This is a genomic window from Deinococcus aestuarii, assembly GCF_018863415.1.
GTDB classification, from domain to species: Bacteria; Deinococcota; Deinococci; order Deinococcales; family Deinococcaceae; genus Deinococcus; species Deinococcus aestuarii.
In genome coordinates this window covers 65,098-83,302 of sequence record NZ_JAHKSN010000012.1, presented here as the reverse complement: position 1 = coordinate 83,302, position 18,205 = coordinate 65,098, and the positions used below count along the sequence as shown (strand labels likewise).

Genomic DNA, 18,205 nt, shown 5'->3' with positions numbered 1-18,205 from the left:
CTTGAGCGAGGCGTCATGAGCCGGGTGAGACCCCCGCCGCGTGCTTGACTGCGGGCATGACCCACAGCCCGGTGCCCTGCCCCGAGAGCCTCCTCGCCCTCGTCTTCCCCTCCGACCCGCAGGTGGGCGCGGACGGGCAGAGCGTTTTCTTTGTCCTCTCCCGCGTCGAGGAGGAGGACCCGGCGCGGCCCGAACCCGACTTCCCCAAACCCCGCTACCGCTCGCACATCTGGCGGTCGGAGGGGGGCGAGGCCCGGCCGCTCACGCGCGGGGAGGGCCGGGACACGTCGCCGCGCCCGTCGCCGGACGGGAGGACGCTCGCCTTCGTGCGCGAGGAGCGCGGCGGGAAGGGTCAGCTCTTCCTGCTGCCTCTCGACGGCGGGGAGGCCCGGCGCGTCACGAGGTTCAGGGGCCCGGTGACGGACGTGACGTGGAGCCCCGACGGACGCCTTCTCGCCTTCCTGAGCCTTGGCGACGACGAGGACAAGCGCGACGAGCGCGGGGAGGCCCGCGTGATCACCCGGCCCCGCTACCGCTTCAACGGGCGCGACTGGCTACCCGAGCGGCCCGCCCGGCTGTGGCTCTACGACGTGGCGGCGGACAGGCTGCGCGAGTGGCACGCCCCGGAGGTCGAGGTCACGTCCTACGCCTGGTGGCCCGACTCGCGCGGCGTGCTCCTCGTCTCCAGCGAGACTGAGGACGCTGCGGCGCAGTGGCGGCAGGAGGCGTACACCCTCCTTCTGGACGGCACCCGCACCCGCCTCACCCGCTGGAACTCCGCCATCGTCTCGGCCACGCCGCACCCGGACGGCGAACGCTTCGTCCTGGTGGGCCGCCCCGAGGGCAAGGGCTCGCCCGAGGACGCCCACCTCTTCCTGGTCGAGGGGGACGGCTCGTGGCGGCGGCTGGACGAGGGGTGGGACCGCCCGGTCGGGAATCTGGTGGGCGGCGACTGCCACGTCGGCGCCTTTCCCGAGCGCCCGGTGTGGCTGGACGCGGAGACGCTGCTCTTCCCCAGTACCGTCGGCGGCTCGTGCGGCCTCTTCCGCCTCAGCCTGGACGGGACGGTCACGCCCCACGACCACCGCGAGGACGGGGTGATCTCCGCCTTCACGGCGCGGGGGGGCGGCGTGGCCCTGATCCGCGAGCGGGCCGACCGCTTCCCCGAGGTGGAGCTGAACGGCGTGCAGGTGACCGACCTCCACGTCCGCCTCCCCTTCCCGGCCCGGGCCCATACGCGCGTCTGCTTCACGAACGACCTCGGCGAGGGCGAGGGGTGGGTGCTGCTGCCGGAGGGGGAGGGCCGCGTGCCCGCCCTGCTGAGCATCCACGGGGGGCCGCACACGGCCTACGGGCACGGCTTCACGCACGAGTTCCAGCTCCTCGCGGCGCGGGGGTACGGGGTGTGCTACGGCAACCCGCGCGGCAGCGTCGGGTACGGGCAGGCGTGGTCCTCGGACATCCACGGGCGCTGGGGCAGCGTGGACATGGACGACCTGCTCGCCTTCTTCGACGTGTGCCTGACGACCTTTCCCCGGCTCGACGGCACGCGGGCGGGCGTGATGGGCGGCAGCTACGGCGGCTACATGACGAACTGGATCACGGCGCACACGACCCACTTCCGCGCGGCGATCACCGACCGGAGCATCTGCAACCTGATCTCCTTCGGCGGCACCAGTGATATCGGGATGCGCTTCTGGGACGACGAACTCGGCCTGAACTTCCACCGTCAGGAAGACGCACTCCGGCTGTGGGAGATGAGCCCGCTGAAGTACGTCGAGCACGTCCGCACCCCCACCCTGATCGTCCACTCGGTCCTCGACCACCGCTGCCCGGTCGAGCAGGCCGAGCAGTGGTACGCCGCCCTGCGCCTGCACGGCGTCCCGGTGCGCTTCGTCCGCTTCCCCGGCGAGGACCACGAACTCTCGCGCTCGGGGAGGCCGGACCGGCGAATGGGGCGGCTGGAGGAGTACCTGGGCTGGCTGGACGGGCATCTGTTGGCGGAACAGGTGGAACAAGAGGGGCGGCCCTTCGGCTTCGGTCACCAGACGTCGCACTCGTAGGAGAGGAAAAAGGGCCTTTTTCTCCCGCAAGGGGAGAGGGGCATGTCACCACCCCCACCGCGAGGAAGAGGCCTTCTCTCGCCAAAAGCGGCTCGATGTCCCGCCGGTTCACCTCCACCCAGCCTCTCCCTCTCCTGCGGAGTTTTGCAAGCTAAGGGGAGGAGTTTGGGTTGGTCACCCTGTTCCACTCCACCTGAACCTCTTCTGCCAAGCAACCAAAAGGCGAAGGCCGGGACGTTCACCCCGGCCCTCCTCCCTCTCAACCCTTACTCGTCGTTGCGGCGGTTGCCCCAGCCCCGGTCGGTGCGGGCACGCGGGCGGAAGCCCTCGCCCTGGCCGCCCTGGTTGCCGCCCTCGCCACCCTGCGGGCGGAACTCGCGGTCACCGAAGTTGCGGTCCCGGTCCTCGCGCGGGCGGAAGCTGCCGCCCTGACCGCCGCGGTCCTCGCGGGGACGGAAGCCGCCACGGTCCCCGCCGCCCTGGTAACCGCCGCGGTCGCCACCCTGAAAGCCTCCGCGGTCCTCACGCGGGCGGAAGTTACCGCCGCCCTGACCGCCGCGGTCCTCGCGGGGACGGAAGCCGCCACGGTCCCCGCCGCCCTGGTAGCCGCCCCGGTCGCCACCCTGGAAGCCTCCACGGTCCTCACGCGGACGGAAGTTACCGCCGCCCTGACCGCCGCGGTCGTCACGGGGACGGAAGCCGCCACGGTCCCCGCCGCCCTGGTAGCCGCCCCGGTCGCCCCCCTGGAAGCCCCCGCGGTCCTCGCGGGGACGGAAATTGCCGCCGCCCTGACCGCCGCGGTCCTCGCGGGGACGGAAGCCGCTCGCCTGGGCGCCCTGGCCCTCGCGGAGTTCGCGCATCTCGCGGCGCAGGCCGCGGATTTCCTTACCCTGGGCTTCGAGCATCTCCTTCATCTCGTTCAGGAGGCCGATCAGGTCGTCGGCGTCGATATACTCGTCCTCGCCCTCTTCGCCCTCGGCGCTCTCGTCCCCGGAGACGTTGCCGCTGTCTATCACCGCCATCGCGGCGACCTGACCCTCCTGCTCGGCCTCCTCGGCGTCGAGCACGGGGTCCTCGTCGGGCTCGCCCTGAAGCTCGGGGAGGACGTCGCGCAACTCCTCCGGGGTCTCGTGCAGGTCACCCCGGGGGTCGAGGGGATGCTCGTTGGTGTCGTTGGTCATGATCTTCCTTTCCCCGCGCACTCGCGCAGGCGTACCCCGCAGTCTACCACCCGGCCCCAGGGTGGGTCTTGCCCGCCGACATGAGGCCCGGGAGCACCCGGACCCTCCCAGCATTCATCGAGGACGAGGGCCGGGCCGCCCACACGTCCACCCTTCCGCCCGGTTGGCGACCCCGGTCATGGTCCCGCCGCGCCGGGCTCCTATACTCGCCCTCATGAAGACCGCCGCCCTCCTCGCGCTGCTCGCCCTGGGCACCGCGTCGGCCCAGACCACGGCCTCCCAGACGGCCCCCACCCGCACGGTCACCATCGGCCTGGGGTACATCCCCAACGTGCAGTTCACGCCCTTCTACGTGGCCGACAAGCTCGGGTACTTCCGGGCGGAGGGGCTGAACGTGCGGTTCCAGCACGGCTACGTCTCCGAACTGATGCCGCTGCTGCTCCAGGGCAAGCTCGACTTCATCGTGGGCGACCCGGAGGACGCGATCTTCGCGCGCAACCAGGGCGCCCCCGTGCGCTACGTCATGGCGATGTACCAGAAGCTGCCGGTCACGGTCTTCAGCACCAAGCCGCTCGGCACCGCCGCCGACCTGAGGGGCAAGACGGTGGGCCTCCCCGGCACCTTCGGGAGCAGCTACGCCGCGCTGAGGGCCGTGCTCGACGACGCCGGGTTGCAGGAGGGGCGCGACGTGCGGCTCGCCTCCATCGGCTTCACGCAGCTCGACGCGGTGCGCGCCGGGCGGGTGGACGCCGCCGTGGGCTTCGTGAACAACGAGGTCGTGCAGCTCCGGGCGGCGGGCACGCGGGTCTACACCCTCGACGTGACGGCCTCCTACCCGATGGTGGGCTCGGGGCTGATCACCACCGACAAGACGCTGACGGGAGACCTCGCCCGGCGGGTCGTGCGGGCCAGTCAGCGCGGGCTGAAGTTCACGGTGACCGACCCCGCCCGCGCCTTCCGGGTCGCCCAGCCCGTCTTCGGCACGGGGGGCGGTTCCCTCGACGTGCTGCGCGCGAGCGTGCCCCTGATGCAGGGCGCCTACACCCGCGCCAACGGCCTGGGCGCCAGCGACCCCGCCGCCTGGACGAAGGCCGTCGCCGCCCTCGTGAGGCAGGGCAGCCTGCCCGCCGGGGCGAGGGCCACCAACTTCTACACGAACGGCCTCGTCAGCAAGACGGTGCGCTGAGGGTCACGGGAAGGGGGGAGGGGACAGGCGCGGCGGCCGTCCCCTCCCCCTTCTCTGGCGGCTCAGGCCCCGAGCGACTCCAGCAGGCTCTGTTCGAGGACGACGGGCAGCGCGAGCGTCTGGTAGCCCGGCCCGTCGAAGAGAACGGTGATCTTCTCGCCCTCGTAGCGCATGACGAGGCCCTCGCCGAAGGTGCGGTGGGCGACGCGGCTGCCCAGGGCGAAGGGCACGGCGTCCCCGCCCCCGGTCGCCCGCACCAGCCCCGAGTCGCAGTTGTCGCAGAAGGCGCAGGGGGGGGTGGACGCCTCGCCGAAGTAGTTGAGCAGGAATTCGCGGCGGCAGCCCCCGGTCTCGGCGTACCCGCGCACCATCTCCAGGCGCGAGTCCTCGAAGGCCCGGCGGTAGGCCTGCGCGAGGGCGGCCTCGGCCACCACCTCGGGGGCCTGGGCCCCGTCGGTCGCCGTGACCTCCCCGCTCGGCAGGATTTCCACGGCCCCCACGTCCTCCAGTCGGCTCACGGCGGTCAGCACCTTCGTCTGCGAGAGGCCCGTCTCCTCGCGCAGCTCCTCGGGGTCCACCGGGCCGCCCCGGTCCTCCAGGGCGCGCAGCACGTGTTCGACCTGATCGGCGTCGATCAGGCCGCTGCCCGCGAAGAAGCGGCGCAGCCGCAGGTCGCCCGGCGTGTAGAAGAGGGTGGCCTCCGAGGCCGCGCCGTCACGCCCCGCCCGCCCGATCTCCTGGTAGTAGGCATCCACCGAGCCGGAGATGTCGAGGTGGTGCACGAAGCGCACGTTCGGCTTGTCGATCCCCATGCCGAAGGCGGTCGTCGCCACGATGACCTCCAGCTCGTCCGCCATGAAGGCCGCCTGCGCCCCCTCGCGCGTCTCCACGTTCAGCCCGGCGTGGTAGGCCGCCGCCCGCACCCCGTGCCCCGTGAGGTCGCGGGCGAGTTCGTCCGCCGCCCGGCGGGTCGCCGCGTAGACGATGCCCGGCTTGGGGGCGGCGATCACCTCGGAGAGCAGGGCCGAGCGTTTCGTCCCCGGGTCCTCGAAGCGCCTCACCCCCAGGCGGATGTTCGGGCGGTCGAAGCCGCGCACCAGAATCTCGGGCTCCCGCATCCCCAGCCGCTCCACGATCTCGGCGCGCACGGGGGGCGAGGCGGTCGCCGTCAGGGCGAGGACGGTCGGGTGCCCGAGCGCCTCCACCACAACGCCCAACCGCAGGTACTCGGGCCGGAAGTCGTGCCCCCACTCGCTGACGCAGTGCGCCTCGTCCACCACGAAGAGCGAGGGTTCGGCCTCCCGCAACCGGGCGAGCGTCTCCTCGTTGCCGAGCTGCTCGGGCGCGAGAAACAGGAACTCGACCTCCCCCTCCTCGAAGGCGCTCAGGGTGGCCTCGCGCTCGGCGGGGCGCAGGGTGGAGTTGATCAGGGCCGCCTGACCCGGTGCACTCTCCTCCAGCGCCTCCACCTGATCGCGTTGCAGGGCGATCAGGGGCGAGACGACGACCGTGGGGCCGCTCAGCGAGAGCGCCGCCACCTGATAGATCGCCGACTTGCCGCTCCCGGTGGGCATGATGGCGAGGGTGTCGCGCCCCTTCAGGACGGACGCGATGGCCTCCTTCTGGGCGTCGTGGAGCCCGTCGTAGCCGAAGACCTCGCGGGCGATGCGCTGGGCGCGCTGCATGTCCTTGGTCGGCCTGCCCCGGCGGGCGCCCGCCGGAGACGGGGCGGGAGGGGGCGGAGCGGGGCGGGGCGGCGGTTCAGCGAGGCTCACGCGGGGCGCGGCGGGGGGGGGAAGGACGACGGGAGAGGAGGGTGGGTCCCCGGGCGGGGTGGGTTCGGCGGGGGGCGCGCTGACCCGGATGCGCCGGGGCGGGGAGGAGGGCACCGGGTGGGATTCGGCGGAGTCGGGCGGGGAAACCCGGAGTCGGATGCGTCTGGGCATGGCAGGCGTTCCTTTCTCATCCACGCGGAGGCGTGCCGGGACCCCGGCGGTTCCGGCGTGGAGAGGAGCTGATCTGGCCGCGCTTCCCTGACGTTCCCGGCCTGGAGGCGCCGGGACGGAGCGGAGGCGGGAGGCCAGTCTCGTGGCCGCGAGACCCCCGCAGATGATGCCCGGAACAAGCCCGCTTTACCGCGCCCGCGCGGGCCCCCGGGACGGTGAGGTGGGCTTCAGTCCGGTGCCCGGAGGGGCCGCCCCCTAAGCGTGATGGCCTAGCCCCGGCATCCCGGCTTCCTCACGCCGACCTCACCTGCTACGGTGGGGGCAACACCGGAAGGAGGTGCTGCACATGACGAACATCCACACCACTGCCCACGTCAGCCTGAACGCGACCGAACGAGGAGTCCTCGCCCCCGATCCCAGGAGCCACCGTGCAGCACCAGCCCCAACCGTTCCAACCCGCAGGTAACCCGCCCCCGAGGCACCCTTGAGTGCCCGCTGGCTCGAAGACGAACTCTCGGACGCGGACACCCGCCCGGAGAGACGCCAGAAGCACAAGACGAAAAAGCCGCTGGGTCGCCGACGTCTCGCCGCGCTGACCGCCGAGGAATCGGGCGAGCAGGACGACACCATCCGCCGCCTCACCGACCTGGGTCACATCACCGAGGTCGTCGCCGAACTCAAGAGCGGCAAGGAGGCCACGGCGTACGTGGCGCGCGGGCCCAGGGGCAGCGTCCTCCTCAAGCTCTACCGAGAGCTGGAGGCCCGGTCTTTCAAGCGCGACGGCATCTACCGAGAGGGACAGGTCATCCTCGACGCGCGGGCGAAAAGGGCGATGGAGGGCCGCTCCCGCAAGGGCCTGGAGATGCTTCAGGCGGGGTGGGTGGCCGCCGAGTACGCGCACCTGTGGCACCTGTGGCAATCGGGCCTGAACGTCCCCGAACCCCTGGTCGGCCCCAGCCCCTTCGAGTACATGCAGACCACCCCCGCCGTGCTGATGCGTCTGATCGGCACCGAGGACGCCCCCGCCCCGCGCCTGAGTGACGCGGCCCTGACCCCCGAGGAGGCCCGGAATGCCTGGAATCAGGCCCTGGACGGCATGGCGCACCTGCTGCGATTGGGCTACGCGCACGGCGACTACAGCACCTACAACCTCTTGTGGTGGGAGAACACCGTGACGATCATCGACTTTCCCCAACTGACGACCCGGCAAAACCCCAAGTTCGGGGAGTTGCTGCGCCGCGACGCCGAGAGCCTGGCGACGAGCTTTCGCAAGCACGGCGTCCAGCAGAGCGGCGAGGCCACCCTGCGCGAGGTCCAGCGGCGGGCGCTGGGCGTGGCGCCGACGCCGCGGGTGGTGCTGCCCTGAACCTGCTTATTCGTCCGGAAGGCCCGGCGGACGCCCCGGCCATCGCCGAGGTGACCCGCCTAGCCTTTACTTACAACGACGGTCTCCGGGAGAACGAGATGATCGAGGAGATTCGCACCTCTGGCCGCTTCCTGCCCAACCTCTCGCTTGTGGCGGAGGTGGGGGGCCGGACAGTCGGTCACGTCATCGTCGCGCCCGCTGACCTGCGCGGCGAGCCAGAGAACCCTGACCGGCCCCGGCGGGTCCTATACCTCGGTCCCATCAGCGTCCTCCCCGAGTTCCAACGGCGCGGCATTGGGAGCGACCTGATGCGGGCGGTGCTGGGCGCTGTGCAGGGCCGCCCCGAGCCAATGGTGGTGCTGTGGGGTCATTCCGACTACTATCCACGCTTCGGGTTCCGCCGGGCGGCGGAATTCAGCTTGCACCCGGACACTCCCACCGCAATGATCTACCCACTCCGAAACGACCTGAGCGCCTATGCCGGGCTGGAGCTGCCCGCCTGACTTGGGCGACAAGCCCTAAGCTCTCCCCATGCGCGCCTTGGAGACCTGCCTGTACGTGGCCGATCTGGAGGCCGCCGAAGCCTTCTACTCGGGCGTCTTGGGACTGCGCCTGTACGGGAAGGTTCCGGGGCGCCACCTCTTCTACCGGCTGGAAGGCTCCATGCTGCTGATCTTCGACCCCTCCATGAGTGCCCAGCCCGGCGACGTGCCGCCCCACGCGGGCAAGCCGGGAGGGCACGCCTGCCTCGCCATCACGCGGGAGGAGACGGACACCTGGCAGGCTCTGCTGGAGGGGCACGGCCTGAGCGTCACCCGCTACGCCTGGGGCAATCGGGGCGAGAGCCTGTACTTCGAGGACCCTTCCGGGAACGTGCTGGAGCTGGCGCCGCCGGGCATCTGGGGGCTGGAGTGAGGGAGGAGTTTGAATTCATCGTGGCGGGTAATCCGGAACACGACTCGATGAATCTGGAGGTCTACCGCCCCGCCTTCAACCTCCTGCTCAACATCGAGGAGACGGCGGAGGGCGAATACATCGTCCAGGACTGGTCCGGCCCGGAGGGAGCCACATTCACGGCTCAGGAAACGGCATTGATCGTAGCCCACGCCCTCCGCTTCGCTGGTCTCCGCGTTCGTCAACCGGACGGGCTACCCTGACCCCATGAAACGCCCCCTGCGCTTCCTCCTCGCCCTCCTCCCCTTCCTCCTCGTGTCGAGTGCGGCGAAACCCCGCCGGGAGAACGCTGAGCGTGAGCGTTAAACCCCTGCGCTCGGTGCTCTACGTGCCGGGCGACAAGCCGCGCGCCGTCGAGAAGGCCCGCACGCTGGACGCGGACGCCGTGATCCTCGACCTGGAAGATGCGGTCGCCCCCGAGGGCAAGAGCGCGGCGCGGGAGAACGTGCGCGCGGCGCTGGGCTGGCACTGGTCCTGCCCGGTCCTCGTGCGGGTGAACGGGCTGGGCACCCCCTGGGAACACGACGACCGGGAGATGGCGCTCACGGCGGGGGCGGCGGGCCTCGTGCTCCCCAAGGTGGAGGACGCCCGGACCCTGCGCAACCTGCACCTCGGCCTCCCCCTCTGGGCGATGGTCGAGACGCCGCTCGGGGTCCTGCGCGCCGCCGAGATCGCCGCCGTGCCGGGGGTGGCGGGGCTGATCGTGGGTGCCAACGACCTCGCCCACGCCCTGCGGACGCGCTCCCACCCCGACCGCCTGCCCCTCCTTCACGCCCTGTCGGCGGTGGTGCTGGCCGCCCGCGCGCACGGCAAAGTCCCTCTCGACGTCGTGTACAACGACGTGCGCGACCCGGAGGGCTTTGCCCGCGAGTGTGAGCAGGGCCGGACCCTGGGATTCGCCGGGAAGACGGTGATCCACCCGGGCCAGATCGCCCCAGCCAACCTCGCCTTCGGGGTGACGGCGGCGGAAGCGGAGGAGGCCCGCGCCCTGCTCGCCGCGTGGGAAGAAGCGCGGCAGGGAGGCAAGAGCGTCACCACCTTTCGCGGCGCCCTGATCGAGCAGATGCACGTGGACGGGGCGCGGGAGCGGCTGGAGGCGTGGGAGGGGGCGCGGGCCCCCACGCCCGCCGACCCCGCTTGACGGGCCTGTCTTTCCCGCACCTCGGGGCGAGGCGTTCGGGAGAGCGCCTGCCCGACCCCGCCGCCTCCAGCGTGCGCCGAACGGCGAGGACCCGCCCACCCTCCTCCCCGAGGTGACTGTCGGGGAACGCCAGATCGACTCGCCCGCGTCAACCCGACCAGAGCGAGGCGCTCCTCCCGGCCGGAGGTCAGCCCGGTAAGCGCGCGTACTCCACCGCGACCCTCGCGGCCACCGCCGCGTTGTGGCGCACGAGGGCGATGTTCGCCTCCAGGCTGCGCCCGCCCGTGATCTCCACCATCCGGCCCAGCAGGTAGGGCGTCGTCTCCTTGCCGCTCAGCCCGAGCGCGGCCATGTCGGCCAGCGCCCGCTCGATCTGCGGGGTGATCTCGGCGGCGGAAATCTCGGCCTCCCCCGGGATGGGGTTGGCGAGGAGGACGCCGCCCGTCAGGCCCAGGGACCACTTGGCGTGCAGCACACGGGCCGCCTCTGCCTCCGTTTGAACCGTCAGCGGCGAGGGAAAGCCGCTCGACCGGGAGTAGAAGGCGGGGAATTCCTCCGATCCCAGCGTGATCGCGGGCACGCCCTGGGTCTCCAGCACCTCCAGCGTCAGGCCGATGTCGAGGATGCTCTTGACCCCGGCGCTCACCACGCACACGTCGGTGCGGGCGAGTTCGGTGAGGTCGGCGCTGACGTCCATGCTCTGCCCCGCGCCCCGGTGCACGCCCCCCGTGCCGCCCGTGGCGAAGACCCGGATGCCCGCCAGCGAGGCGATCCGCATGGTGGACGCGACCGTGGTCGCCCCGTGGCCGCCGAGCGCCACCGTCACGGGCAGGTCGCGGGTGCTGATCTTCTGGACGCCCTTGTCGGTGGCGAGGAGGTGCAGCTCGCCCGGGGTCAGGCCCACCTTCAGGCGCCCGCCGAGCACGGCGACCGTGGCGGGCGTGGCGCCGTGCTCGCGCACCACGGCCTCCACGCCGCGCGCCATCTCGACGTTCTGCGGAAAGGGCATCCCGTGGCTGATGATTGTGCTCTCCAGCGCGACGACCGGACCCCCGGAGGCGAGGGCGGCGGCGACCTCGGGGTGGAGGTCCATCAGGCGGGCGACTTCGGGGCGGATGGGGAGGGGGGTGGACATGGGTGAAACTCCTTGGGTGAGGTCGTGGGCTGGTCTATTGTCCGCCGGCGGAGCCCAGCCGCGCCCGGATGGCCGCCGGGCTCAGGAGGGGCGAGACCGTCTGGTCGCTCTCGACCGTGAGGGCGGCCGCGGCGTGCCCGTGGCGGGCGGCCGCGGCGGGAGAAGACCCGGCGAGCCGGGCGGCGAGGAAGGCGGCGAGCATGGCGTCTCCCGCGCCCGTCACGTCGGCCACGCGGGCGGGCAGGGCGGGGAGGGCGTGCGTTTCGCCGGGGGTCAGGAGCAGGCTCCCCCGCCCGCCGCGCCGCACCCAGACGGTGTGGACGCCCCGCCCGCGCAGCTCGGCCGCCGCCACGTGAAGGGCGTCCGGCGTGTCGGGCACCGGGCGGCCCACCAGGGCGCCGAGTTCCGCCACGTTGGGGGTCACGGTGTGGGGGGCCAGCCCCGCCGCGAGGGCCACCGACAGCCTCGCCGCCTTGGGCACGCTGACGGGCTCGAAGATGACGGGAACGGCCGCCCCGTGGGCCAGCCCGAGCAGGTGGGTCAGCGTCTCGGCACGGAGGTTTCCGTCGGCGACGACCCAGGCCGCGTGACGCAGGAGGTCGCGGCGCGCGTCGAGAACGGCGGGGGTGAGGGCGTCCGTCGCGTCCATCGCCGCCACGGCGATCAGCAGTTCGCCGCCGTGGTCGAGAACCGCCGTGTACGTTCCGGTCGGCCCGTCCGTGCGGAGGATGGCGCCCACGTCCACGCCCGCCGCCGCCGTCTCGCGCAGCAGGGCTTCCCCGAGGAGGTCGCGTCCGACCGCCGCGATCAGGGTGGGGCTCACCCCCAACCGGGCGAGGTTCTCAGCCACGTTGCGGGCCACGCCGCCGGGGGCCTGGGTCGTCCGGCCGGGGTTGCTCGTGCCGGGCACGGCGGGGGCGAGGGTGCGGGCCTTGATGTCCACGTTCGCGCCGCCGATGACGAGGACGCGGGGGGGCGGGGACGTGGGGGGCATGGCCTTTGCAGGGTAGAGGGAAATGCGAGGGTGGTGGGCAGGAGGAGCACGGACTGCGTGGGTGGACGGACGGTTCAGAGCGCAAGGTGTGATCTTGCCGCGTTCCAATCGGCGGGCCCACCGTCTCGCCGCGCGAGCAGGGCGGGGTCGTGGGCCAGGAGCGTTCGCTTACAGGCAGCCATGGGCATCTGGATGGACGGTGTGAACAGCGCGAGGGCTCCAGCTTCTCCTGCGCCCTCTCCCCTCGTGGGTGACCCGGAGAACTGCGAAGCAGAGGGCCGGGGGGAGGGGGCGTGTGACCAGCGCCAAGCCCCTCTCTCGCCCCCTCCCCCTGACACGGAGAGCCGCTGACAGAGGGGGTCAACGCAAGCGCCCCACCGGCGCCCTCAACTGTCCAACTTTTCTTCTCCCCTACTCCCCCACGCCCTCCCGCACCGCTCCCCCGCCCGTGTTCACACCCGGGGGACGGCCTCCCGGAAAGGTGGTGGCGAGGAGGTCCACCTCCTTGCCATCCGGCATCAGGTTTCCGGTCAGGCCGTGGCCCGCGAGGACGGGCACGAAGGCCTCCATGACGTGGGGCTCGCCGTGGACGAGCCAGACGCGGGGGGTGCCGGTGGTACCCAGGAAGGCGAGGAGATCGGCGCGGTCGGCGTGGGCGCTGAAGCCGCCGAGGGTGTGGAGGCGGGCGCGCACGGGCACTTCCTCGCCGAGGAGGGGGACGGTGGGGGCCCCCGCCACCAGGCGACCCCCCAGGGTGCCGGGGGGCTGGTAGCTCACGACGACGAGGCTGGTGCCGGGCTTCCAGAGGTGGTGGCGGAGGTGGTGCTGGACGCGGCCCCCCGTCATCATGCCGTTGCCCGCCAGGATAATCGCCGGGCCGTCGTAGCGGTTCAGCCGCCTCGACTCGTCCCCGGTGAGGACGACGTGCAGGGTCGAGGGGCGGAAGGGGTCCTCTCCCCGTGTGATGGCCTCACGCAGGGGTGGGGTGAGTTCGTCGCCGAAGCGGAAGTAGACCCCGGTGGCGCGGGCCGCCATCGGCGAGTCGAGGAAGACCGGGACGCGGGGCACCTCGCCGGACTCCATCAGCCCGCGCAGGGTGTGGAGGATCACCTGAGTGCGCTCGATGGCGAAGCTGGGAATCAGGATCTTGCCACCCGCGCGGACGCTCTGGCGCAGGGCCCCCGCGAACTCGGCGAGGGTCGCGGCCCGGGGGCGGTGGAGGTGCCCCGCGTAGGTCGTCTCGATCACCACCGCGTCGGCGGGGGGCGGCGGCGCGAAGTCGGGTTGCAGCCCGCCCCCCCGGTGGCCGAGGTCGCCCGTCATGATCAGCCGCTCGCCCCCCGCCTCGATCAACAGGTACGCGCTTCCCAGGATGTGCCCGGCCCGCTGCGGCGTCACCCTCAGCGGGCCGATCTGGACGCTTTGCCCGAAGTGCAGGGTGGGGCGCAGCAGGGCCAGCGCGCGGTGAACGTCGTCCTCGTCGTAGAGGGGCCCTTCTCCCCCCGGCTCCCCCCCCTCCCGGCGGGCGCGGCGCACCTCCTGGCGGGAGGCCTCGACCTGGAGGCGGGCGGCGTCGAGCAAGACGGTCTCGGCGAGCGCCGCCGTCGGCGGAGTGCAGTACACAGGCCCCCGGTAGCCCCGGCGCACGAGCAGGGGCAGGCGCCCCACGTGGTCGAGGTGCGCGTGGGTCAGCATCACGGCCGCGAGGTCACGCGGGTCGAAGCCGAAGTCCTCGCGGTTGCGGGCTTCGAGGGCCCCCTCGCCCTGAAAGAGGCCGCAGTCGATCAGCACCCGCTCGCCGCCCATGTGCAGGAGGTGCGCGCTCCCCGTGACGGTCAGGGCCGCCCCCAGACTCCGAAGGTGCATGGGGCAGTCTAGGGGCGGCTGGCCTTTACCCGGTCTTCAGGAACCGGCGGAGGAGGCGGGGAGGGTGTACGGTCGGGACATGACAGAACGCCTGATTTTCACGGCAGGATCGGGAACGGAGGAGACGGGAACGGAGACGCAGGCGGCGCCGGACACCTCCTCCTCCTCCTCCTCCTCCTTCGGCCGCATCCTGGTCGGGATCGACTTCTCGCGCGCCTCGCAGCACGCGCTGGAGGTGGCGCGGGCGCGGTTTCCGGGAGCGCAGCTCCGGCTGGCGCACGTAACCGACGCGCGGGTCACGGCGACGCCCGACCTGGGGGGCGGCCTGACCCCGGCGCTGCCCGACCCCGGCCTGCTGCACACGCTGGAGGACACCGACGCGGGGCGCCTCGCGCGGATGCTGCGGGGCGGCGAGGACACCGCGCAGCTCGTGGGCGACCCGGTGACCGGGCTGCTGGAGGCCGCGCGGGAGTGGGGGGCCGACCTGATCGTGGTGGGCACCCACGCGCGCGGGGCCCTCGAACACTTCCTGGTGGGCAGCACGGCCGAGAAGGTCGTGGCCCGCAGCCCGGTCCCGGTCCTCACCGTGCGCCTGCCGGAAGGCCGCGAGTGAAGGTCGGCGTGGTGGGCGCGGGGCTCGTCGGGGCCACCGCCGCCTATGCCCTCACCCTGCGCGGCTCGTGCAGCGACCTCGTGCTCGTGGACAAGGACGAGAAACGCGCCCAGGCCGAGGCCCAGGACATCGCCCACGCCGCGCCCGTCAGCCACGGCACCCGCGTCACGAGCGGCGGGTATGAGGCCCTGGAGGGCTGCCGGGTCGTCGTGATCGCCGCCGGGGCCAACCAGCAGCCGGGCGAGAGCCGCCTCGACCTTCTGGGCAAGAACGCCGCGATCTTCCGCGAGGTGATCCCGCAGGTCGCCGAACACGCGCCGGAGGCGGTGCTGCTCGTCGCCACCAACCCGGTGGACCTCCTGACCGACCTCGCCACCCGCCTCGCGCCGGGGCACGCCGTGCTGGGTTCGGGCACGGTGCTCGACTCGGCGCGCTTCCGGCACCTGATCGCGCAGCACGCCGGGGTGGACCCCACCCACGTCCACGGCTACGTCCTCGGCGAGCACGGCGACAGCGAGGTCCTGGCCTGGAGTACCGCCAGCGTCGCGGGCCTCCCCGTCGAGGACTTCATGGGGGCGCGCGGGCTGGAGTGGACCCCGGAGGTGCGGGAGGGGATCGACGCGGGCACGCGCGACGCCGCCGCCGAGATCATCGAGGGCAAGCGCGCGACCTACTACGGCATCGGCGCGGCCCTCGCCCGCATCTGCGAGGCGATCCTGGGCGACCGCCGCTCCATCCTCACCGTCAGCGCGCCCACCGCGTCCTTCGGCGTGAGCCTGAGCGTGCCGCGCATCGTGGGCGCGCGCGGGGTGGAAGACACCCTGATCCCGCCCCTCCCCCCAGGGGAGCAGCAGGCCCTGGAGGCGAGCGCGGCCGTGCTGCGGGAGATGGGAGAGCGGCTGGGCTGAGGGCGCCCTCCTCCCGGCTTGCACGTCAGCGCCACCCGTTGTGCTGACGAATTTTCCCTCGACCCACCCGTTCAGAAGGAGACCCGTGATGAGAACGATCAAACTGGGAAGGAGCGACCTCGACGTGCCGGTGGTCGCGGTCGGCTGTATGCGCATCAACTCGCTCGACAAGGAGCAGGCGGAACGCTTCGTCCGGACCGCCCTGGACGAGGGCGCCACCTTCTTCGACCACGCCGACATCTACGGACAGGGCCGCTGCGAGGAAATCTTCGCGGACGCCATCGGCATGAGCCCCAGCGTGCGCGAGCGGATCATCCTGCAATCGAAGTGCGGCATCCGGCAGGACAGGGGGACGTTCGACTTCTCGAAAGAGCACATCCTGGCCTCCGTGGACGGCATCCTGCGGCGGCTGAGGACCGACTACCTCGACGTGCTGCTGCTGCACCGCCCGGACGCGCTCGTGGAGCCGGGGGAGGTCGCGGAGGCCTTCGACCAGCTTGAGCGCGAGGGCAAGGTGCGGCACTTCGGCGTGTCGAACCAGCACCCCCGGCAGATCGACCTCCTGAAGCGGGACGTGCGGCAGCCCCTCGTCGCCAACCAGCTTCAGCTCAGCATCACGAACGCCACGATGATCTCCAGCGGCGTCAACGTGAACATGGAAAACGACGCGGCGGTGAACCGCGACGGGTACATCCTCGACTACTGCCGCCTGCACGACATCACGGTCCAGCCCTGGTCACCCTTCCAGTACGGCTTTTTCGAGGGCGTGTTCCTCGACAACCCGAAGTTTCCCGAATTGAACGCGCAGATCAACGAGGTGGCGGCGGGTCACGGGGTCAGCAACACGACGGTTGCCATCGCGTGGCTGCTGCGGCACCCGGCCCGGATGCAGCCCGTCACGGGCACGATGAACCTGGAACGGCTGCGCGACTGCTGCCGGGCGAGCGAGGTCCACCTCAGCCGCGAGGAGTGGTACGCGATCTACCGGGCGGCGGGGAACGTGTTGCCGTAACAGGAAGAGGTTGATCCCCCTCACCGCCCTCGGCTCCGTGTGGGTCCGAGGGCGTATCCTGCGAGCGCCGCCGTCGCCGCGCCGCTGAAGACGAAGAACCAGACCACGGGCACGTTCTCGATCTCGATGATCTCCCACAGGTCCCGCACCCGGCCGACCAGGGGCAGGATGAGGACATACTCCGTCACGAACAGGGCGGGTGGGCCGAGGAGTGCCAGGAGGGGACGCTGGACGGCGGCCATCAAGGACCAGACGAGGGCCGTCACGAGCGCCAGCACGCTCCACACGGCGAACCGCCGGGCGAGGGCATGGGCCGACGCCTGGCTGGGTGGGACGCTGTGCAAGACGTACACCGCCCAATCGAGGATGAACACGGCGGGCAGGAAGAACACGCCCAGCGTCAACAGCACGGGGAGGACCCACGCGCGTCGTCCAGTCCGCCGTGCGCTCAGGCTCACCAGCCAGCCCAGGCCGAAGCCCCCGAGGCCAAGGCCGAGCGAAGCGAGCAAGACGAAGGTCACGCCTCGACGGTAGGGGCCAGGACTCAAACGGTCGTCGTACCAAGGGAGTACCCGGTCGGCTGCCGTCCACCTTCCTACACTGGGACGGATGCCCTCTCTTGCCGCTTCCCTCCGGGGCGTGTACCGGGCCTACCCCCGGCCCTTCTGGGTGCTGTGGGTCGGCACGCTGATCAACCGCCTCGGCGAGTTCGTGGTGCCGCTCCTGGGCTTCTACCTCGCCTCCGAGCGCGGGCTGGGGATCACCCAGGTCAGCGTGGTCCTGAGCGTGCTGGGGGTGGGCCGCTTCGGGGCGGAGGCGTTCGGGGGCCGCCTCAGCGACCGGCTGGGCCCCACCGCGACCATGATCCTGGCGCTGGGGGGCGGGGCCGTCATGCTCGTCGCGCTGGCCTTCGCCTCCAGCTTCGGGGCGGTGGTGCTCGGCGTGCTGGCCTTTTCGCTGCTGACGGGCATGTACAAACCCGCCGCGAGCAGCGCCGTCGCCGCACTCACCACGGGGGCCCAGCGCACCCGCGCGTACAACCTGCTGTACTGGGCGATCAACGTCGGCGTCTCGGTCGCGCCCGCGCTCGGTGGCTGGCTCTCGGGCTCCTCCTTCCGGCTGCTGTTCTTCCTCGACGCCGCGACGATGGCCGCCTACGCCGCCTTGCTCGCGGTTCTCGGGGCGCGGGGCGGGGGCGCCTCCCCCAGGAGGGCCGACGCGCCCAGAACGGCCTGGCTTCCGCGCGACCGGCTGCTCTGGTCCTTTTGCCTGGCCTCGCTGCTGTTCGCGCTGACCTACCAGAGTTACAAGCTGCTGGCCCTCGTCTTCGCCGAGCAAGGTTTCACGGCGGCGCAGTACGGGCAGGTGCTCTCGGTGAACGGCCTGCTCGTCGTGGGGCTGGGGCTGCCGCTGGGGCACGCGATCTCGCAGGGCAACCACCCCCGCTGGCAGGCGGTGGGGGCGGCGCTGCTGGGGCTGGGCTTTCTGGGCCACGCCTTCGCGCACACCCTCGCCGCGCACGTGCTGGCGGTGGCCGTGTGGACGCTCGGGGAGATCGTCAGCTACTCCATCGGCAAGAGCATCGTCGCGGAGCTGGGCCGTCCGGAGGTGCGCGGCACGTACATCGGCCTCGTCGGCAGCATGACCGGGCTGGGCGCCCTGCTCTCCCCGCTGCTGGGCGGTTTCCTGCTCGCCCGCTTCGGGAACGCCGCGCTGTGGAGCGTGGTGGCCGGGCTGGCCTTCCTCGCCGCGCTCCTGTACCTGCGGCTGGAGGGGGCGGTCGTCACGCGGCGCACGCTCCACGGCGCCCAGCCCGCCGATTGACCAGGGAGACCGGATA

General features: G+C 72.0%; 17 protein-coding genes. 11 read left to right on the top strand and 6 right to left on the bottom strand.

The genetic code is table 11. The annotated features are described in order from the left end of the window. The first annotated feature begins 56 nt into the window (after positions 1 to 56). Positions 57 to 2,063 carry a S9 family peptidase gene (locus tag IC605_RS14965; protein ID WP_216325837.1) on the top strand — a complete coding sequence of 669 codons (2,007 nt, stop codon included), beginning with the start codon at positions 57 to 59 and terminating at the stop codon, positions 2,061 to 2,063. 266 nt (positions 2,064 to 2,329) lie between these two features. Here IC605_RS14965 and IC605_RS14960 read toward each other — a convergent pair whose 3' ends face one another. Further along, positions 2,330 to 3,244, bottom strand: coding sequence for a hypothetical protein (locus IC605_RS14960; RefSeq protein ID WP_216325835.1), 915 nt, complete (start codon positions 3,242 to 3,244; stop codon positions 2,330 to 2,332). A gap of 214 nt (positions 3,245 to 3,458) precedes the next feature. On the opposite strand from IC605_RS14960, the gene IC605_RS14955 reads away from it, so the two are divergent. Next, complete coding sequence (locus IC605_RS14955; RefSeq protein WP_216325832.1) at positions 3,459 to 4,430, top strand: ABC transporter substrate-binding protein; 972 nt, start codon at positions 3,459 to 3,461, stop codon at positions 4,428 to 4,430. 62 nt (positions 4,431 to 4,492) lie between these two features. Here the strand turns inward: IC605_RS14955 and IC605_RS14950 are convergent, their stop codons facing one another. Next, complete coding sequence (locus IC605_RS14950) at positions 4,493 to 6,376, bottom strand: RecQ family ATP-dependent DNA helicase (RefSeq protein WP_246580880.1); 1,884 nt, start codon at positions 6,374 to 6,376, stop codon at positions 4,493 to 4,495. Positions 6,377 to 6,860: 484 nt separating this feature from the next. Between IC605_RS14950 and IC605_RS14945 the strand changes: the two genes are divergently transcribed. The 5 genes from IC605_RS14945 to IC605_RS14925 all read left to right on the top strand — a co-directional run bounded on the left by IC605_RS14945 (position 6,861) and on the right by IC605_RS14925 (position 9,837). Beyond that, positions 6,861 to 7,742, top strand: a complete 882-nt coding sequence (locus IC605_RS14945) for an RIO1 family regulatory kinase/ATPase domain-containing protein (protein WP_216325830.1) — start codon at positions 6,861 to 6,863, stop codon at positions 7,740 to 7,742. Beyond that, positions 7,739 to 8,245 carry a GNAT family N-acetyltransferase gene (locus tag IC605_RS14940; protein ID WP_343216630.1) on the top strand — a complete coding sequence of 169 codons (507 nt, stop codon included), beginning with the start codon at positions 7,739 to 7,741 and terminating at the stop codon, positions 8,243 to 8,245. Before IC605_RS14945 ends, IC605_RS14940 begins: the two co-directional genes overlap by 4 nt. Positions 8,246 to 8,273: 28 nt before the next feature. Then, complete coding sequence (locus IC605_RS14935) at positions 8,274 to 8,657, top strand: VOC family protein (RefSeq protein ID WP_216325827.1); 384 nt, start codon at positions 8,274 to 8,276, stop codon at positions 8,655 to 8,657. Next, entirely contained in the window at positions 8,654 to 8,899 is a 246-nt protein-coding gene (locus tag IC605_RS14930; protein ID WP_216325824.1) for a hypothetical protein, read from the top strand. Before IC605_RS14935 ends, IC605_RS14930 begins: the two co-directional genes overlap by 4 nt. A gap of 92 nt (positions 8,900 to 8,991) precedes the next feature. Continuing rightward, a complete protein-coding gene (locus IC605_RS14925; protein WP_216325821.1) occupies positions 8,992 to 9,837 on the top strand; it encodes an HpcH/HpaI aldolase/citrate lyase family protein in 846 nt (281 codons plus the stop codon). Between the two features lie 187 nt (positions 9,838 to 10,024). Here the strand turns inward: IC605_RS14925 and IC605_RS14920 are convergent, their stop codons facing one another. The 3 genes from IC605_RS14920 to IC605_RS14910 all read right to left on the bottom strand — a co-directional run bounded on the left by IC605_RS14920 (position 10,025) and on the right by IC605_RS14910 (position 13,832). After that, positions 10,025 to 10,972 carry a pseudouridine-5'-phosphate glycosidase gene (locus tag IC605_RS14920; protein ID WP_216325818.1) on the bottom strand — a complete coding sequence of 316 codons (948 nt, stop codon included), beginning with the start codon at positions 10,970 to 10,972 and terminating at the stop codon, positions 10,025 to 10,027. Between the two features lie 34 nt (positions 10,973 to 11,006). Beyond that, positions 11,007 to 11,966, bottom strand: a complete 960-nt coding sequence (locus IC605_RS14915; protein ID WP_216325815.1) for a carbohydrate kinase family protein — start codon at positions 11,964 to 11,966, stop codon at positions 11,007 to 11,009. Between the two features lie 411 nt (positions 11,967 to 12,377). Further along, positions 12,378 to 13,832, bottom strand: coding sequence for an MBL fold metallo-hydrolase (locus tag IC605_RS14910; protein WP_216325812.1), 1,455 nt, complete (start codon positions 13,830 to 13,832; stop codon positions 12,378 to 12,380). 79 nt (positions 13,833 to 13,911) lie between these two features. On the opposite strand from IC605_RS14910, the gene IC605_RS14905 reads away from it, so the two are divergent. The 3 genes from IC605_RS14905 (at position 13,912) to IC605_RS14895 (ending at position 16,365) form a co-directional block, all read left to right on the top strand. Continuing rightward, entirely contained in the window at positions 13,912 to 14,445 is a 534-nt protein-coding gene (locus tag IC605_RS14905; protein ID WP_216325808.1) for a universal stress protein, read from the top strand. Next, a complete protein-coding gene (locus tag IC605_RS14900) occupies positions 14,442 to 15,353 on the top strand; it encodes an L-lactate dehydrogenase (RefSeq protein WP_216325805.1) in 912 nt (303 codons plus the stop codon). The genes IC605_RS14905 and IC605_RS14900 overlap by 4 nt, the downstream gene beginning before the upstream one ends. Before the next feature lie 88 nt (positions 15,354 to 15,441). Then, entirely contained in the window at positions 15,442 to 16,365 is a 924-nt protein-coding gene (locus IC605_RS14895) for an aldo/keto reductase (RefSeq protein ID WP_216325802.1), read from the top strand. 20 nt (positions 16,366 to 16,385) lie between these two features. Here IC605_RS14895 and IC605_RS14890 read toward each other — a convergent pair whose 3' ends face one another. Continuing rightward, positions 16,386 to 16,886 (bottom strand): hypothetical protein, encoded by a 501-nt coding sequence (locus tag IC605_RS14890; protein WP_216325799.1) that lies wholly within the window; start codon positions 16,884 to 16,886, stop codon positions 16,386 to 16,388. 88 nt (positions 16,887 to 16,974) lie between these two features. Between IC605_RS14890 and IC605_RS14885 the strand changes: the two genes are divergently transcribed. After that, positions 16,975 to 18,189 (top strand): MFS transporter, encoded by a 1,215-nt coding sequence (locus IC605_RS14885; RefSeq protein WP_216325797.1) that lies wholly within the window; start codon positions 16,975 to 16,977, stop codon positions 18,187 to 18,189. Positions 18,190 to 18,205 lie beyond the last annotated feature (16 nt).

What these genes read in the sequence shown, in the direction of transcription:
- IC605_RS14905 (WP_216325808.1), top strand. Translation starts at nt 13,912, where the DNA reads ATGACAGAACGCCTGATTTTCACGGCAGGATCGGGAACGGAGGAGACG.
- IC605_RS14950 (WP_246580880.1), bottom strand. Translation starts at nt 6,376, where the DNA reads ATGCCCAGACGCATCCGACTCCGGGTTTCCCCGCCCGACTCCGCCGAA.
- IC605_RS14885 (WP_216325797.1), top strand. Translation starts at nt 16,975, where the DNA reads ATGCCCTCTCTTGCCGCTTCCCTCCGGGGCGTGTACCGGGCCTACCCC.
- IC605_RS14955 (WP_216325832.1), top strand. Translation starts at nt 3,459, where the DNA reads ATGAAGACCGCCGCCCTCCTCGCGCTGCTCGCCCTGGGCACCGCGTCG.
- IC605_RS14920 (WP_216325818.1), bottom strand. Translation starts at nt 10,972, where the DNA reads ATGTCCACCCCCCTCCCCATCCGCCCCGAAGTCGCCCGCCTGATGGAC.
- IC605_RS14910 (WP_216325812.1), bottom strand. Translation starts at nt 13,832, where the DNA reads ATGCACCTTCGGAGTCTGGGGGCGGCCCTGACCGTCACGGGGAGCGCG.
- IC605_RS14965 (WP_216325837.1), top strand. Translation starts at nt 57, where the DNA reads ATGACCCACAGCCCGGTGCCCTGCCCCGAGAGCCTCCTCGCCCTCGTC.
- IC605_RS14935 (WP_216325827.1), top strand. Translation starts at nt 8,274, where the DNA reads ATGCGCGCCTTGGAGACCTGCCTGTACGTGGCCGATCTGGAGGCCGCC.
- IC605_RS14895 (WP_216325802.1), top strand. Translation starts at nt 15,442, where the DNA reads ATGAGAACGATCAAACTGGGAAGGAGCGACCTCGACGTGCCGGTGGTC.
- IC605_RS14960 (WP_216325835.1), bottom strand. Translation starts at nt 3,244, where the DNA reads ATGACCAACGACACCAACGAGCATCCCCTCGACCCCCGGGGTGACCTG.
- IC605_RS14915 (WP_216325815.1), bottom strand. Translation starts at nt 11,966, where the DNA reads ATGCCCCCCACGTCCCCGCCCCCCCGCGTCCTCGTCATCGGCGGCGCG.